Here is a 15516-nt window from a genome sequence, read left to right on the forward strand (position 1 = left end):
TACGGTATGGCTGAAAGCCTTATCTTAGAGCCCCGGCGGCAAAGAATATTTCCTCGATGTGTGAAGAAACGACCCGCTCGGTACCCTATAAAAAGAAATGCCGCTCACCTTAAGTGAACGGCATTACATCTTTCGATGGGCTTTTTATTTTTCTTTCGCCGCTTTTAAATCAGCACGCCAAACTAAGCCCGTCAAAGCCTGCATGTACGAACGTCAATATCTGCTTACACTTTAAGCACATACTTGTAGAATATTTTTAACCGATTTTTTAAAAGACAAAAAGCAATGAAAACAACTCCTATGATTAAGTCGCTGGTTTTACACTTTGGTGAAATGGGCTCAAAGTGGGGACTCAACCGCACTTTAGGTCAAATGTATGCGCTTATCGTGTTAACCGAGCAGCCGTTAAATGCCGATCAAATCAGTGAAACCTTACAAATTTCTCGCTCTAATGTATCGATGGGGCTAAAAGAGCTCAAGTCGTGGAATTTGATTAAATTGCATCATATTCCTGGCGATCGAAAAGAATATTTTTCTGCCCCCTCAGACGTTTGGGAAATTGCCCGTACCTTAGTGGTGGAGCGCCGTAAACGTGAACTTGACCCAACGTTATCTATGATGCGCGATGCCCTGCTGCAGTCACCTAGCAACAGCGATGATCAATATGCCCAGCAACGGGTGCAAGAAATGCACGACTTAATGGAAATGGTGACCTTATGGTCAAATGAACTGCAGACCATGTCATCAGAAAAACTATCCGCGTTACTCAAGCTTGGTGAAGGCATCAGTAAAATATTAGATGTTAAAGACAAGCTGCTAGCGAAATAACGCTTCGTTTCTACTCATGCGCTTAAGCATTCTCTAATTATTACTTGGTCTTACCTAGATAATACTTAGGCGCCGCTTAGACACAGACCACATTCTTTTATCCAGAGGTAGCCATGGTCGAATTAACTCAAGTCGCGCAAAGCGCAACCGATACCGGCTTTATGCTGTCACGCATACAATTTGCCGCCAATATCAGTTTCCATATTCTGTTTCCGGCCATCAATATTGCCATGTGTTGGATTTTAGTGTTTTTCAAATGGCGCTATAACCAAACACAAGATCATGCTTGGCTTAGGGTGTATCGATTTTGGGTAAGAATTTTTGCCCTAACCTTTGCCATTGGTGTTGTTAGCGGCATTACCATGTCATTCCAATTTGGCACCAACTGGCCAGGTTATATGGAAACCGTCGGCAATATCGCTGGCCCGTTACTGGGCTACGAAGTAATGACCGCGTTCTTTTTAGAAGCCTCGTTTTTATCCATTATGCTGTTTGGTATGGACAGAGTGTCTAACCGCACCCACACCATAGCAACAGTATTGGTAGCAATTGGCACTAGCTTATCAGCGTTTTGGATTCTGGCACTTGATTCATGGATGCAAACCCCCGCTGGCTTTGAAATGCGCGATGGCGTTGCTCATGTTACTAGCTGGTTTGAGGTGGTCTTTAACCCATCGATGCCATATCGATTTATGCACATGCTCTTAGCTTCAGGCTTGACCGCGGCGTTTTTAATTGCCGGTATTTCTGCTTATCGCTTACTTAAAGGTGACCAAAAATCTTCGGTTAAACATGCCCTCAATTTTTCAGTGGTACTGGCTGCGATATTAATGCCGATTCAAGCCTTTGTCGGCGATTTACATGGGATAAACACCTTTGAACATCAGCCGGCAAAAGTCGCGGCCATGGAAGGAGTCTGGCAAACTGAGTCGGGCGTGCCGTTATTATTATTATTTGCCATTCCCGATCAAGAAAACAAAACCAACCATTTTGAAATTAAACTACCAAATATGGCCAGCCTGATCCTGACACATCAACTTGATGGCGTTATTCGCGGCCTCAATGAGTTTCCTGATGCTCACCCACCAGTCGCGCCGGTTTTTTTCAGCTTCCGCATAATGATCGGCATTGGCTTGTTAATGCTAGCTATTGCTTGGCTGGCCAGTTATCAATTTGTTGTAAAAAAACGCTACCCTCAATGGTTACTTAAAACCACCGTTGCCATGACCTTTTCTGGTTGGTTAGCCACCTTGGCAGGTTGGTATGTGACGGAAATTGGCCGTCAGCCTTATTTAGTCACGGGCGTATTAAAAACCAAAGATGCGGTGACCAAAATTGCCCCCGATAATATTGCCTTGTCACTCACTATTTATTTAGCAATATACGCGTTTTTACTGTTTGCCTATATTCGCACATTATTTGTGATGGCGGACCGTGCCATCAAGCTAGAAGATCACAACCCAAGTCTGGCCGATATGCAACAAGATAAAGAGTCAAACACCAGCACTGTATCTACTGTAGGAGTAACAAAATAATGCAAGCGTCAATTGACTGGTTACCTATTGTTTTTATTGGACTAATGGGCTTATCGTTTCTGGTGTATGCGGTGTTAGACGGCTACGATTTGGGCGTGGGCGTATTACTGCCACAGGATAATCAACATCAGCGCGATGCGATGATTTACTCGATCGGGCCATTTTGGGACGCCAATGAAACTTGGCTGGTACTAGCCGTTGGCTTAATGTTAATTGCTTTTCCAAAAGCTCATTCTATTGTGCTTCAAGCTTTGTACCTGCCAACAGCACTGATGCTGGCAGGCCTAATTTTACGCGGTGTGTCCTTTGATTTTCGCACCAAAGCGCCCAGTAAAGATAAACAAAAGTGGGACAAAGCATTTAAAGCAGGCTCGCTGATCGCCACGTTATGCCAAGGCTATATGCTTGGTCGATACGTTACGGGTTTTGACAGCAGCGTCATCAGCTATGGTTTTTCTCTTCTTTCAGCAATTTGTGTAACCGCAGGTTATTGCTATGTTGGCGCAGCGTGGTTAGTGATGAAAACAGAAGGCGAACTACAAAAACGCGCAGCAAACTGGGCGAAAATTGCCAACCGCTTAATGGCGCTAGGCGTGGTTGCCGTGTGTATCGCCAACTTATCGATTGATCCAGCAATTGCCGATAAATGGCTAAGTTTCCCTCAGGTCTTTATGTTACTGCCATTAATCATGTTGTTTGGTTTTGTCTTTGTTACCGTTGATGTTTATTTGCGTAAAGTGCCGTTTGAAGACGATCTTGGCTGCTGGTACCCATTTGCCGCAGCAATTATTGTCTTTACCTTATGTTTTTGTGGGCTAGCCTACAGCTTTTACCCGTTTATTGTCCCTAATCAAATGACTATTTTTGAGGCTGCAAGCGCCAGAGAATCATTACTGGTGATATTTTGGGGCGCGGTAATAGTGCTACCGGTGATTATTGGCTACACCATTTTTGCCTATAAAGTCTTTTGGGGTAAAACCAGTAAACTTAACTACTAGCTTTGAAGTAATACCAATGGAATCAAATATTTGATCATTCAGCGAGAATTAAACGGCTTATAGGCAAGGCTTTGATTGCAGGTAATGGTTATTCCCTTATCAAAATCAGTAACGCAGGATATAAGCCGTTTAAACTCGCCTTTCGGAAGCTACATGGCGTAACTTATCCCTACGTAACCTGCTCGCTCTTGCACTTGATAGTTAAATGCCGTTTCATAGTCTTCATCAAACAAATTAGTCACTCTTGCTTCAACAGTCAGCGCTTTAGTTAACGGATAGCTTGCTGCAATATTCACTAACTGATAGCTCGCCAATGTAACGCGACCAAGGACAAAATCACTGTCAAACCGTTTGCCGTGATATTGATACTCAGCAAATAAAGTTAACGCGCCAATTTGAGTATCAAATTGATAACTAAATTGCTGTTTTGCCCGTCTAATCAATTGTTTGTCTGTCGCTTTATCTTTAGCGTCAATATAGCTAGCGTTAAGCTGATGCTGGCCGCCAAATCCTTGATAAGCAGCTGAAAACTCAATACCGTTAATATCAACCTTGTCGACATTTTGTGGTTGATAGAAATAGTTTTCATCCGCCTGCCAAACAATCAAGTTATCAATTTCAGTGCTATAGGCATTTAACGCAATATCAGCTGTGGCAATTTTGGATTCAAACACTAACTCAATTGAGTCAGATGTCTCAGAGACGAGTTCTGGGTTACCAGATGAATAAGCATCGGCAGGATAATATAAATCGTTAAAGGTTGGTGCTTTAAAGCCACTGCCAAGATTTAATGCGATACGTGAATCATTAGTTAACTGATAACCAACACCGGCGTTATAGCTGGTCTCTGAATCAATATTTTCAACATCGTCATAACGTACAGCAGCTTCTGCGGTAAAGCCATTACGGCTGTACAAACCATGAATATAGCCGCCAAACACATCTCGTGATGAAACATCATAAACGGTAGTTGCCGATAACTTTTCATGATAATAATCGGCGCCGATATTAAATTGCAGCCACGGAAATACTTGACTGTGATTTAGTAATGACACTTGATCGCGGCGAGTTTCAAAACGTGTGGTTGTGCTATCTGGCAAGTGGTTATCACTATTATCACGATAGTTTTCACTGTAATCACGATTTTGACCAACCAATAAACTGGTGTGGTTGTTAACATGACCAATATATTGTTGATAAGCGCCACGCACTAACCAGGCATGATTACGGGTTTTGGTTTCGTTTGCGCCGCCATAAGCGTTATCGTATTCGCTCTCACCATGGTCGGCTCTTGCCATCCAATCAAGATTGAACTGTGAATTAACTTGCTGTTGTCCTCTAATTGCTACCGCATTCGTTTCAAAACCATCATCGTCATCTTCTGCAGTTTTTAACACATCAAAACCATCACTGGCCTCATGATTAATACTGATACTGGTTTGACCGTCGCCATGGGCAACGCCTGCGCCCGCTTTAAGCTGTCGATAATTATCACTACCAATAGTTGCACCAGCAAAATATTCACTGCTGGCTAGCTGACGAGTAAAAATTTGAATCACACCACCAATGGCATCTGAGCCCCAAATCGCCGCGCGCGGCCCTTTAACAATTTCAATACGTTCAATCAGTTCTGGGGCAATCGCTTGAATATTGGTTGAACCTAAACTGGCCGAACTTACACGTACCCCATCAATTAACACTAAGGTTTGGTTGGCATTAGCACCACGTAAAAATAGCGATGAATTCTGACCGCGGCCGCCCTGACTAATCAGGTCAATACCGGCAACGCTAGCTAAAATATCGTTAATTGATTTAGCTTGCATACGAGCAATATCTGCTTGATTAATCACCACGACACTAGCCAGTGCGGTGTCAATATCAATTGGCGTGCGCGTTGCCGTTACTGTGATGATATCAGTGTCATTTGCTAACGGCTGAGCGTTAGATGTCACCGCCATCGCCAGCAATATCGCGCCAGTAAGCACGCTGATTTTATTTGGCGTCGCTGTATGAGCATGAGTATGAGTTTGTGCTTGAATTTGCGCTTGAAATAACCCGTTATTTTGTTGTGTATCTTTGTTCATTTTACCTCTGCTTATGATGCCCTCCGCATCACGCTGAATGCCTTTCGGCGGTTAAATTAACAAGCCACTCAGGTAATCGGGCTAACGCACTTGCGAACACCGTTGCGGGGGCAGCGTAGGACTAATATCAAAAGATAGGCACCTACTTCCCCTGAGTGGATTGCTTGAAGAAGCCAAAACTCTGTTAAATTTTTTATTAACTCAGTGTTTTGACTACGCTTTTAATCGCTTGAGCTAATGGCGGACACTATCTATCTGTCGGCACATATCGCTCAAGCCATCGAGCATATTGCTGCTAAAGCGATGCATAACATCGCCATTAACATGAATTATTTGTTGTTTGGCCACAGCTGGAATTTGTGACCACTGTTGCCAGATACCAATGTCCTGCGGATAAGGCGAGCCGGCATCGGGCACCACAATAATTTCCGGCTTAGCAAGCATCACGTTTTCGATACTCACTTGCGGCGTTTTTACCGAACTAGTGGCAAAAACATTTTGGGCATTACAGCTGGAGATTAACTGATTGATCCAGCTGTCTTGGTTAATGGTCATTAATGGCGATGACCACAATTGATAAAATACAGGAACGCTAGTTTTATCCTGATATTGCAGACGAATAGCCGAAAGCCGCTCAGTAAAATGCTTGGCTCGTTGTTGAGCCTTTGCTTGCTGACCGGTTAATGCCCCTAGTTTGATTAAATCACTGGCGACTTGTTCTATGGAGTTTGCCGTAGTTGTTACCACGTTAAGCCCCAATTGCTGAATTTTCTCTAAGTCTTGCGCTTTATTACCGCCCTGCCAAAACAGTACTAAATCAGGTTTTAACCCAACCAAAGCTTCAATATTCACCCCATAATGACCACCGATGCGAGGAATGCTTTTCGCCGCTTCAGGATGATCGGCATAATCAACGGTGGCGACAATACGATCGCCAGCGCCCACCTCAAATAGCATTTCAACTAAGTGCGGCGCCAAAGCAACAATGCGCTGAGCGGGTACTGCGGCATTTTCAGAATTTTCATCTTGTATAGATATGAGTTCCAACGACTCATTAGCTATTGTGTAAAAACTAAATACACAAAAAGTTAACGCACTTATCCGAGCACGGGTGACAACAGCTAAAAGCGCCTTTGATAATTGAGCAAGGTAGGCCATTAGTAATCAAATCCCGCTTGTGCTTTGATGCCAGCATCAAACGCATGTTTGATATTTTTAACCTCACTTACGGTATCGGCAAGTTCAGTTAATTTACGGTGCGCGGCGCGGCCAGTGACCACAACAAATTGATGTGAAGGTCGGTTCGCCAGTGTTGTGATAACTTCGTCTACATCAAGGTAGTCATAACTGAGCATATAAGTGAGTTCATCAAGCAAGACAATATCTATGCTGTCGTCAGTTAAAAAAGCTTTAGCGCCTTGCCAAGCAATTTCCGCCGCTTCAATATCCGCTTCACGATTCTGAGTTTCCCAAGTAAAACCTGTCGCCATTACCACAAATGGCACGGAAAATTGCTCCAATAAATTACGTTCGCCGCTGTCCCAATTCCCTTTAATAAACTGCACCACCGCTGCTTTTTTACCATGACCTACAGCGCGTAGCACAGTACCAAAGCCGGCAGTAGTTTTGCCCTTACCATTACCAGTGATCACTTGCAGTACACCACGTTCAATTTGCGCTGCGGCAATACGCTCGTCGACTTTTTCTTTTAAGCGTTGCTGCCGGGCTTTGTGGTTAGCTTCTTTATCTATAGTCATTAAAAATTCTCAATTTAAACATCGCCTTATTTTTATTGCGTCAATCTAATTCTAATAAGGTTAAAATATCGTCAATAGCTAAGTGTTGCTGACAAACAGCAGCTAAACGCTCTAGCTGATGCTCACGATGCTGGGCTAAATCAAGCTTGGCAACATTAACCTGTGGTTTGACCCAAGCCATTAACGCGGCAGTAGTTTCAACGCTATCAAACAAGCCATGAACATAACTGCCGATTATTTGGTTGTCAGCTGAGACAAAGCCATCAGCGATAGGCTGTTCATTTTCCTCACTGGTGATATAAGCAAACGGTCGGTCAAAAGCGGTGCCAGTACTTATGCCACAATGGATTTCATAACCGGTAATCGCAACTTCTGATCTGCTTTTATCTAATAAGTTAGAGCCACAAGCAGCCAAGCTAGAAGCTGATAATTTACCAGTAACTTGTTTAAGCTGTTTCTGCGGTTTAAGTTCGGTGACAAAGTCAGCCAGTGCCAAACCTTGAATTGATTGTACGCTAGACTCAATCGCATCGTGGTCGACAATTTCTTGCCCTAACATTTGCAAGCCGCCGCATATCCCCAGTACTTTTCCACCATAACGCAGGTGTTGATTGATTTGTTGCTGCCAGCCTTGCTCGCGCAAAAACGCTAAATCGCCGATCACGTTTTTCGAACCTGGAATAATAATTAAATCAACCGAGGGGATGGCTTGAGTATATTTGACATAGCTTAAGTTAATAGCCGGATTAAGCCTAAGCACATCAAAGTCAGTATGATTAGAAATATGTGGTAGCAATAACACCGCAATATTGATCACATTAGTGTACGCAGCTTGGTCAATAACATTAGTTAGCGCTAAGGCATCTTCAGCATCGAGTGACAAATCATGTAAATAAGGTAAAACCCCTAACACTGGTTTGCCGGTTTCCTGTTCAAGCCAATCAAGACCAGATTGCAATAAGGCGATATCCCCCCGAAACCGATTAATCACAAACCCTTTAATTCGCGCCTGCTCGGAAGCTGACAGCAGTGCTAGCGTGCCGACAATATGGGCAAACACCCCGCCTTTATCAATGTCGGCAATTAAAATAACTGGGCAATCTACGGCCTCGGCAAACCCCATATTGGCAATATCGTTTTCCCGTAAATTAATTTCTGCGGGACTGCCTGCCCCTTCAACACATAACAAGTCAAATTGGTTTGATAAACGCAGGTAGGAATCTAACACCGCTTGCATCGCAACCTTTTTATAATCGTGATAGCCTTGCGCTTCCATGTTTGAAATTGCCCGCCCATGCAGAATAACTTGTGCGCCAGTATCGGAATTAGGCTTAAGTAACACAGGGTTAAAATCAATTTGGCTCAGTACTTTTGCAGCAATGGCTTGCAGTGCTTGTGCGCGGCCAATCTCTCCACCATCGTCAGTTACCGCACTGTTTAGCGCCATATTTTGTGGTTTAAATGGCGCCACTTTGATCCCTAAATTGGCAAATACCCGACATAAACCTGCCACTAATGTGCTTTTACCAGCGTCAGAAGTGGTGCCTTGCACCATCAAGGTTTTCATCTAAGACTCCTGATATTTGCGCTGACGAACTAACATCAAGCTTAAAAAGAACACACTGCCTATTAGACCAGTGATCACACCTACCGGTAATTCTTGGTTGTGAAGTAAGCTGCGGGCAATAATATCAACCCACACCATAAAGCTGCCGCCAAGCACAGCGACTAATGGCGTATGTAGGCCATGTGCTTGGGAAACAAATAACCGAACTAGGTGCGGGATCATCAAGCCAACAAAGCCAATACCGCCACACACTGCCACTAAACTGGCAGTCAGCACTGAACTTAGCAATAACATTAACCAGCGAAAACGACGAACATTAAGCCCTAAGGTTATGGCACTTTCATCCCCCAACAACAGCGCGGTTAAGTGACGTTTTAATCCAATCATTAACATAAGTGCCAACAGCAATAATAAAGCTGGCAACCACAGCTGCGTCCACTGGGCACGGGCAAAGCTGCCCATGGTCCAAAACAACACTGCGCTTATGGCTTGCGGATCGCTCCAGTACAATAAGACACTGGTTAAGGCACTAAACAGAAATGACAGCGCCACCCCAGCAAGCAACATAGATTCAACCTGCCGACCAAGTGACGAGCCAGAGACCATCAACAACAAAGCCATAGCAACTAAACCACCTAACAAAGCAGCAACTGATAGTGACAGCTCAGCTAATGGCAAAGCGCTTAGCTCGGTACTAATACCTGCACTACTGCCTACACTAATGCCAGCGCCCGATAAGGTAATAAACACCACCACACCCACTGCCGCGCCCGAAGAAATACCAAATAAATAGGGATCGGCCAGTGGGTTACGAGTAACGGTTTGTAGAATAAGGCCTGCCACCGCTAAACCACCGCCAGCGATAAAGGCTAATAGGGTTCGGGGCATCCGTAATTGCCAAATAATTTGTTCAATTAGCGGATCTTGGCCGCTGCCCAGTAATGCCGAAACTAATTGTGGAGCGTCAATGGTTATCGAACCAATAGCCAATGCCGTAAATAACGAGATTAAGGCAAAAAACATTAGGCCAGCAAAGGCAATAATAGGCGAAATTCGATGCATATTAGCGTCCTTGATAGCCATAAAAATAGGTTATATGAGGAGCCTGATGCTGTGGATGCGGTTTCACTTGAGCACAAACACCAAACACCGTTGACAGTAAATCATCATTAAGCACCTGCTTCGGCGCACCGTCTGCCACTAATCGCCCATGGTCAAGCACCAATAAACGGTCAGATAAAGCACTCGCTAAATTTAAATCGTGGAACGAGGCAAGCACGGTAATACCCAGTGACTTGGCAAGTTCAATAATGTGAATTTGATGTTTTACATCTAAATGGCTGGTCGGTTCATCCATTACCAATAACTGGGGTTGTTGAACAATAGCGCGAGCAATTAAGGCGCGCTGTTTCTCGCCACCGGACAAGCGATCAAACGCTTGATTTTGCTTATCTAAAAGCTCAACACTTGCAAGTGCCTGATTTATTCTTTCTTGGTCATCTAACGAGCTACGTTGAAAAAAGCCTTGGTGCGGTAACAAACCCAGCGCCACCACATCAAACACTGATAAGTTAAATTGCGCGGGTGATTCTTGTAAAACGACTGCAAGTGACTTTGCATAGTCATTGGCCGATAACTGCCAAATATCGTTACCATTAAATCGCACTTGGCCTTTTGCTGGCGTTAAATAGCGGTAAATACAACGCAATAAGCTCGACTTGCCCGCTCCGTTTGGCCCAAGCAAACCAACAAATTCACCTGGCTTAACCGAGAAGTTAATATTTTCTAATATCGCGCGCTGGCCAACTAACCACCACAGGTTATTAACCGACAAAATATCGCCAGCCAATGCTTGTGGTGGTGATTGGCTTATCGGTGTTTGATTTACGTTGGCATTGGTTTTTGTCTTAGCTTTTGTTTTAGCTTTAGCCTCTGCAAACGCTTGCTCGGCGCCGCTGTTTTCGTTCAAGTTAACAACCTAAAATTAAGCGTTTTTTATTGCTGTCTTTACATGCAACACACATACGCGAAGACACTTATATGCAGACAATTACATGCAGAAACTTACATGCAGACAATCGCACAGACAATCAATAAAAATTAGGCAGATACCGACACAGCAAAACTGGTTAATGCAGACAACAGTAATACTATTGAATCGATGCAATTAACCGAAATGACAATGCCCGAGTAACCCGCTCGACTTGTTAAAAATAAACGATCAATACTTGGTATCCTGACTAACAGCTTCTCGACGTAATCCTTCCCAGATAACTTATCCAGTGGACTTCTTTAACGAAATTACGTTGCTCTGCTTACAGTTGCGGGTACAGTTGAGGATTTTCACCCCATTCCCGAGCACTGATCTTATTCGGCAATTATCAAGGCTGTAGCAAAAAATGCAAGCACAACTGGCTATAAGTTATGTCTAACTATCAATACGCTCTAGTCAACCTGATAGTTTTAACTGGCTTTGGCCAAACTTGGCTGAACCAGCAGCGTTAAAAGTGGCTTAGGATCTTCAACCGCAAGTTGCAGCGAGCTAACCTCTTCTGCCATCTGCCCAATTAAGCCAAAATAAGTTTGCGGCTGATTAAACACCAACTCAACATTAGCCAAGGTTTTATCGCCTAACACTAAACAATTATCATCCTTGCTCCTGTCCTCCTTGCTCAACAAAGCATTATCGGTATTAATTGCGCTAATCGCCGCGAGATCAATAACCATCATTTGTAAAAATCCGGGATTGATAATGAGTTTATCTTGATAAACATAGACCGAATAATAGCGGGCAACACGATAATTTGCCGTGACCATGATCACTGAATAGAAGCAGAAACTGGCAACAATTACCGCGGCTAGCTCACTCCATGGTGCTATCAGCCAATAACTGCCAATTCCGGCAATGGCACAAGCGCTAAGTAAGGTCAGCCACCACCAAGCTTTAGCCGATCTAAGCTGAAGTGTGGCGATAGCCTTGACATGATCACGACTAAAATACGGAATCGCGTAGTACCAACTGGCTGGCTCAGACGCCATCATTAACGCCAACGCTTGTTTGTTATCTTGCCCACTAAAGTTGGCTGCTGCATGAATACGCGGATCGCCACTTAACTTTCTTGCTTGCCATAAACCTTTGATAACAATGGCGAACAAGTAACATTGAATCGCAAGCAATACCCCAATAATTGGATAGCGAATATAGCTAATAAAGGCAAAGTACTCGGAAACTTGACTCGGAAAACTATAGCGAGCACAGACTAGACTTAACGAAAATACTAAAATAATTTTCCACGACTTTTGCTGACCAGCTTTAATTACCCACTGCCAATAAAGCATCGGTAACACAACAAAATAACCGATAACTGCTAGTAGCAAAGGTAGCTGCGCCAGCCAATAGTGAGCAGTTAGCTCGGCGGGGAATAACGGTAAAGCTAAATCTTGCGGCAACCAGTGAAAACCTAGACTGTAAATAACAATGGCAGTCGCTAGAAAATAAAGTCGTTTTTTAACCGCTGTGCGCATAACACCGTCCCTGAAATCATAAATTATTTTTTAATGCTTTCAGTAGTCTATGCAAATGGTGTTTTATTACAGCCTAGGGAAAATTTATTTACCATGGGTTGTGAAATATTGATTAGCGGTAAGCAACTACTTGTTAATCTAATGTGGTGCGGTAGCGAGAGATCGCAATCATGCCAACCACTAAAGTAAACCCGAGCAAGGCATAAAACTCTTGCTGCAAATGCATTAATTCTGACGCTTTTAACATTACCCCACGCACAATCCGCAGAAAATGCGTCAAAGGCAGAATTTCACCCAATACCTGCGCCCAGTGCGGCATGCCACGAAACGGGAACATAAAACCCGACAATAAAATCGATGGTAAAAAGAAGAAAAAAGTCATTTGCATCGCTTGCATTTGGGTTTTTGCAATCGTTGAGAAAGTAAAACCCAAAAATAAGTTAGCAAAGATAAACAGTAAAATGGCGGCTAACAGCAGCGAAAAACCGCCTAAAAATGGCACATCGAATAAATATTTGGCCGCCAGTAATATAATCACCGTTTGGACAAATCCCACCAGCACATAAGGCAGTATTTTACCCAACATCACTTCCAACGGCTTAGCGGGCATGGCTAAGATATTTTCTAAATTGCCACGTTCGCGCTCTCGGGTCATCGCCATTGACGTGATCATTACCGAGGTCATAGTTAAAATCACCCCAAGTAATCCCGGGACAATATTATATTGGGTAATGGCCTCAGGGTTATATTTGGCATGAACAATCACGTCGACCGCTGGCGCTTGTTTATTGAGATATTGCAACGCCCCCTTAAAGTCGTGACGCAACGCTCTTTCAACAATTTGATTGACCCTTGCCATCGCATTTGACGAGGCAGCAGGATCTGAAGCATCAACCGAGACCAGCAGTTGCGGCCGCTGTTCTCGAATTAGTCGTTTACTAAAATCAGCCGGAATATGAATAACGAAAGTAACATCACCTTGTAAGAATAAATCTTGCGCCTGTTGCTCAGTGTTTACTTGCGCAACCACTTCAAAATATTGTGATAATTCAAATCCTTTGAGTAACGCCCTTGTGGTGCTGGTGTGCTCTTCCAAATATATTGCCGTCGGCAGTGCTTTGGGATCATTATTGATAGCAAAACCGAATAACACTAATTGCATAATCGGCACAGCTATCATCATGGCAAAAGTCATGCGATCGCGGCGCATTTGAATCAACTCTTTGACTAATATGGCTAAAATGCGGGTTAAGCGGTTCATTGATAAGCTCGCTTATCACTACCAGCACGCTGCATTAATGAGATAAAGACATCTTCTAAATTTGGTGGAATTTGCTGCCAATGTAATTGGCTAAACGCCGGATCGCTCACCACCTTTTGCAAAATATTTACATCCATGCCGCTGATATGCAGCGCCGCGCCAAAAAACGCGACATTATCAACGCCGTCAATTTGTTCTAACTTTGTTGCGTACTGGCGAATATTGTCGCCTTTAGCAACAAACGTCGCCAAACCTGAATCAGCAATCACTTGATTAACTGAACCTTGAGTTATCAAGTTGCCATTGGCTAAATAAGCAATTTGGTCACAGCGCTCCGCTTCATCCATGTAATGGGTGGAAACAAGTATAGTAATGCCTTGATTGGCCAGATGATGAATTTCATCCCAAAATACCCGACGTGCTTGTGGGTCAACCCCAGCTGTTGGTTCATCTAGCAGTAATAATTTCGGGTTATGCATAGTAACAGCGGCTAAGGCCATACGTTGTTTCCAACCACCAGATAAGTCGCCAGCCATTTGCTTTTGACGCTGATGCAAACCAAGTTTATCTATGGCTTTATCCACTTGATATGAAGCCTTCGGCAAATTATACATGCGCGCAACAAACGCTAAATTTTCCCGAATGGTTAAATCTTCCCAAAATGAGAACTTTTGGGTCATGTAGCCCGTTTGTAGCTTTATTTGCGCAGCTTGTTTGATGATGTCAAAACCTAAACAAGTGCCTGAGCCCGCCGTTGGCGTTAGCAAACCGCATAACATGCGAATGGTTGTGGTTTTGCCTGAGCCATTAGGACCAAGAAAGCCCCAAACTTGCCCTTTGGGAATTTGTAATGCGACATCGTTCACCACACGATGTTTACCAAATTCTTTCACCAAATGACGAACATCAATCGCATAATCAAAGCAATCACCAAAGCCATTATCTAAGGTATTATCAGAGACGTTAGTTAGGGTCACATCAATCATTTAGCTGAATATCCACCGGCACACCAACCGCCAATAACGCATCGTCTTTAAGCTGTGCTTCCACCATAAATACTAAGGAGTCTCGGGCTGATTTACCGTAAAGTACTGGCGGAGTAAATTCGGGATCTTTGGCAATAAAACTAATGGTGGCATTCAATGGCTTCTCTAAGCCGTCAGCCTGCACACTAATATCTTGACCAAGCTTGACCGCGGAAAGCTTATCTTGACCGAGATAAAATCGTACTTTTTTACTATCAGGGATCATCACAGAAATCAGCGGTTGCCCTTGCTTAATATATTCCCCTTCGCGGTAAAATATCTGCTCTACACTGCCTTGATGCTTCGCCAAAATAATACGTTGTTGCAATTGCCACGCGGCTTGCTCAATTTCAATATCAGCAGCCTGCAATTTCTGCTGTTTTGCGCTAATAATATCGGGGCGTGCCGATAGTTGAATAACATTGAGCTGATGCTTAAGTGCCGAAACACTGGCCGCGAGTTCTTCGACCTTGGTTGACGCTTTATCAAGTTCAGCTTGCGAGACAAGTTGCTGCTGACGCAATTGTTCAAGCCGCGCTAGTTCAATATCCGCTAATCGTTTACTTTGCTGTTGCTGGTTCAGCTGTTCAGTTAATACTAAAACCTCTTCTTGCCGCGCACCTTTAGTTAGATCGGTTAATTGCGCTTGCACTGCTGCTTGATGGGCCTTGGCTTTCGTTAATGCCAAATGTTGATAGTCACTATCGAGCTTGGCAACTAACTCATCAACCGCTAATGCTTGCCCTTCGGTTAATCCTTGCTCTACTATCCAGCCAGCTTCTGGACTGGCAATATAAAAATAATTCGCTTCAATATAGCCAGTATAATCAGAGGCTTGTGGTTGTTTATCCTGACAACCACTCAGTCCTAATAGGGTAATAACTGTTAAAACCACGGTTAAATAAAAGCGGTGCATATCAGCCCTCATGTAAGCTT

At 43.7% G+C, this 15516-nt stretch carries 13 protein-coding genes and 1 riboswitch; of the genes, 3 read left to right on the top strand and 10 right to left on the bottom strand.

What is annotated here, in order from left to right:
- The first annotated feature begins 285 nt into the window (after positions 1–285).
- The 3 genes from ACOB82_RS11675 (at position 286) to cydB (ending at position 3361) form a co-directional block, all read left to right on the top strand.
- Entirely contained in the window at positions 286–828 is a 543-nt protein-coding gene (locus ACOB82_RS11675; RefSeq protein WP_448213173.1) for a GbsR/MarR family transcriptional regulator, read from the top strand.
- A 113-nt stretch (positions 829–941) separates the two neighbouring features.
- On the top strand, positions 942–2363 hold the full coding sequence (locus tag ACOB82_RS11680; protein ID WP_448213174.1) for a cytochrome ubiquinol oxidase subunit I: 1422 nt from the start codon (positions 942–944) through the stop codon (positions 2361–2363).
- Positions 2363–3361, top strand: coding sequence for a cytochrome d ubiquinol oxidase subunit II (cydB, locus tag ACOB82_RS11685; RefSeq protein ID WP_448213175.1), 999 nt, complete (start codon positions 2363–2365; stop codon positions 3359–3361). Before ACOB82_RS11680 ends, cydB begins: the two co-directional genes overlap by 1 nt.
- Positions 3362–3510: 149 nt before the next feature.
- Here cydB and ACOB82_RS11690 read toward each other — a convergent pair whose 3' ends face one another.
- The 10 genes from ACOB82_RS11690 to ACOB82_RS11735 form a co-directional block, all read right to left on the bottom strand.
- The gene (locus ACOB82_RS11690; protein ID WP_448213176.1) at positions 3511–5445 is read right to left on the bottom strand and encodes a TonB-dependent receptor domain-containing protein; all 1935 of its coding nucleotides are present in this window, start codon (positions 5443–5445) and stop codon (positions 3511–3513) included.
- A 234-nt stretch (positions 5446–5679) separates the two neighbouring features.
- Entirely contained in the window at positions 5680–6603 is a 924-nt protein-coding gene (locus ACOB82_RS11695) for a cobalamin-binding protein (protein ID WP_448213177.1), read from the bottom strand.
- Positions 6603–7202 (bottom strand): cob(I)yrinic acid a,c-diamide adenosyltransferase, encoded by a 600-nt coding sequence (cobO, locus tag ACOB82_RS11700; protein ID WP_448213178.1) that lies wholly within the window; start codon positions 7200–7202, stop codon positions 6603–6605. Before cobO ends, ACOB82_RS11695 begins: the two co-directional genes overlap by 1 nt.
- A 40-nt stretch (positions 7203–7242) precedes the next feature.
- Positions 7243–8769: a cobyric acid synthase gene (locus ACOB82_RS11705; RefSeq protein WP_448213179.1), complete on the bottom strand. Its 1527-nt coding sequence runs from the start codon at positions 8767–8769 to the stop codon at positions 7243–7245.
- A complete protein-coding gene (locus tag ACOB82_RS11710; RefSeq protein WP_448213180.1) occupies positions 8770–9831 on the bottom strand; it encodes a FecCD family ABC transporter permease in 1062 nt (353 codons plus the stop codon).
- 1 nt (position 9832) lies between these two features.
- Positions 9833–10618, bottom strand: coding sequence for an ABC transporter ATP-binding protein (locus tag ACOB82_RS11715; protein WP_448213272.1), 786 nt, complete (start codon positions 10616–10618; stop codon positions 9833–9835).
- Between the two features lie 360 nt (positions 10619–10978).
- A riboswitch (cobalamin riboswitch) is annotated at positions 10979–11167 on the bottom strand.
- Positions 11168–11232: 65 nt separating this feature from the next.
- A complete protein-coding gene (locus ACOB82_RS11720) occupies positions 11233–12294 on the bottom strand; it encodes a hypothetical protein (protein ID WP_448213181.1) in 1062 nt (353 codons plus the stop codon).
- Positions 12295–12427: 133 nt separating this feature from the next.
- On the bottom strand, positions 12428–13555 hold the full coding sequence (locus ACOB82_RS11725) for an ABC transporter permease (RefSeq protein ID WP_448213182.1): 1128 nt from the start codon (positions 13553–13555) through the stop codon (positions 12428–12430).
- Positions 13552–14541, bottom strand: coding sequence for an ABC transporter ATP-binding protein (locus ACOB82_RS11730; protein WP_448213183.1), 990 nt, complete (start codon positions 14539–14541; stop codon positions 13552–13554). Before ACOB82_RS11730 ends, ACOB82_RS11725 begins: the two co-directional genes overlap by 4 nt.
- Positions 14534–15496, bottom strand: a complete 963-nt coding sequence (locus ACOB82_RS11735; protein ID WP_448213184.1) for an HlyD family secretion protein — start codon at positions 15494–15496, stop codon at positions 14534–14536. Before ACOB82_RS11735 ends, ACOB82_RS11730 begins: the two co-directional genes overlap by 8 nt.
- Between the last annotated feature and the right edge of the window lie 20 nt (positions 15497–15516).

The organism is Colwellia sp. MEBiC06753 (assembly GCF_053470325.1).

What these genes read in the sequence shown, in the direction of transcription:
- ACOB82_RS11675 (WP_448213173.1), top strand. Translation starts at nt 286, where the DNA reads ATGAAAACAACTCCTATGATTAAGTCGCTGGTTTTACACTTTGGTGAA.
- ACOB82_RS11680 (WP_448213174.1), top strand. Translation starts at nt 942, where the DNA reads ATGGTCGAATTAACTCAAGTCGCGCAAAGCGCAACCGATACCGGCTTT.
- cydB (WP_448213175.1), top strand. Translation starts at nt 2,363, where the DNA reads ATGCAAGCGTCAATTGACTGGTTACCTATTGTTTTTATTGGACTAATG.
- ACOB82_RS11690 (WP_448213176.1), bottom strand. Translation starts at nt 5,445, where the DNA reads ATGAACAAAGATACACAACAAAATAACGGGTTATTTCAAGCGCAAATT.
- ACOB82_RS11695 (WP_448213177.1), bottom strand. Translation starts at nt 6,603, where the DNA reads ATGGCCTACCTTGCTCAATTATCAAAGGCGCTTTTAGCTGTTGTCACC.
- cobO (WP_448213178.1), bottom strand. Translation starts at nt 7,202, where the DNA reads ATGACTATAGATAAAGAAGCTAACCACAAAGCCCGGCAGCAACGCTTA.
- ACOB82_RS11705 (WP_448213179.1), bottom strand. Translation starts at nt 8,769, where the DNA reads ATGAAAACCTTGATGGTGCAAGGCACCACTTCTGACGCTGGTAAAAGC.
- ACOB82_RS11710 (WP_448213180.1), bottom strand. Translation starts at nt 9,831, where the DNA reads ATGCATCGAATTTCGCCTATTATTGCCTTTGCTGGCCTAATGTTTTTT.
- ACOB82_RS11720 (WP_448213181.1), bottom strand. Translation starts at nt 12,294, where the DNA reads ATGCGCACAGCGGTTAAAAAACGACTTTATTTTCTAGCGACTGCCATT.
- ACOB82_RS11725 (WP_448213182.1), bottom strand. Translation starts at nt 13,555, where the DNA reads ATGAACCGCTTAACCCGCATTTTAGCCATATTAGTCAAAGAGTTGATT.
- ACOB82_RS11730 (WP_448213183.1), bottom strand. Translation starts at nt 14,541, where the DNA reads ATGATTGATGTGACCCTAACTAACGTCTCTGATAATACCTTAGATAAT.
- ACOB82_RS11735 (WP_448213184.1), bottom strand. Translation starts at nt 15,496, where the DNA reads ATGCACCGCTTTTATTTAACCGTGGTTTTAACAGTTATTACCCTATTA.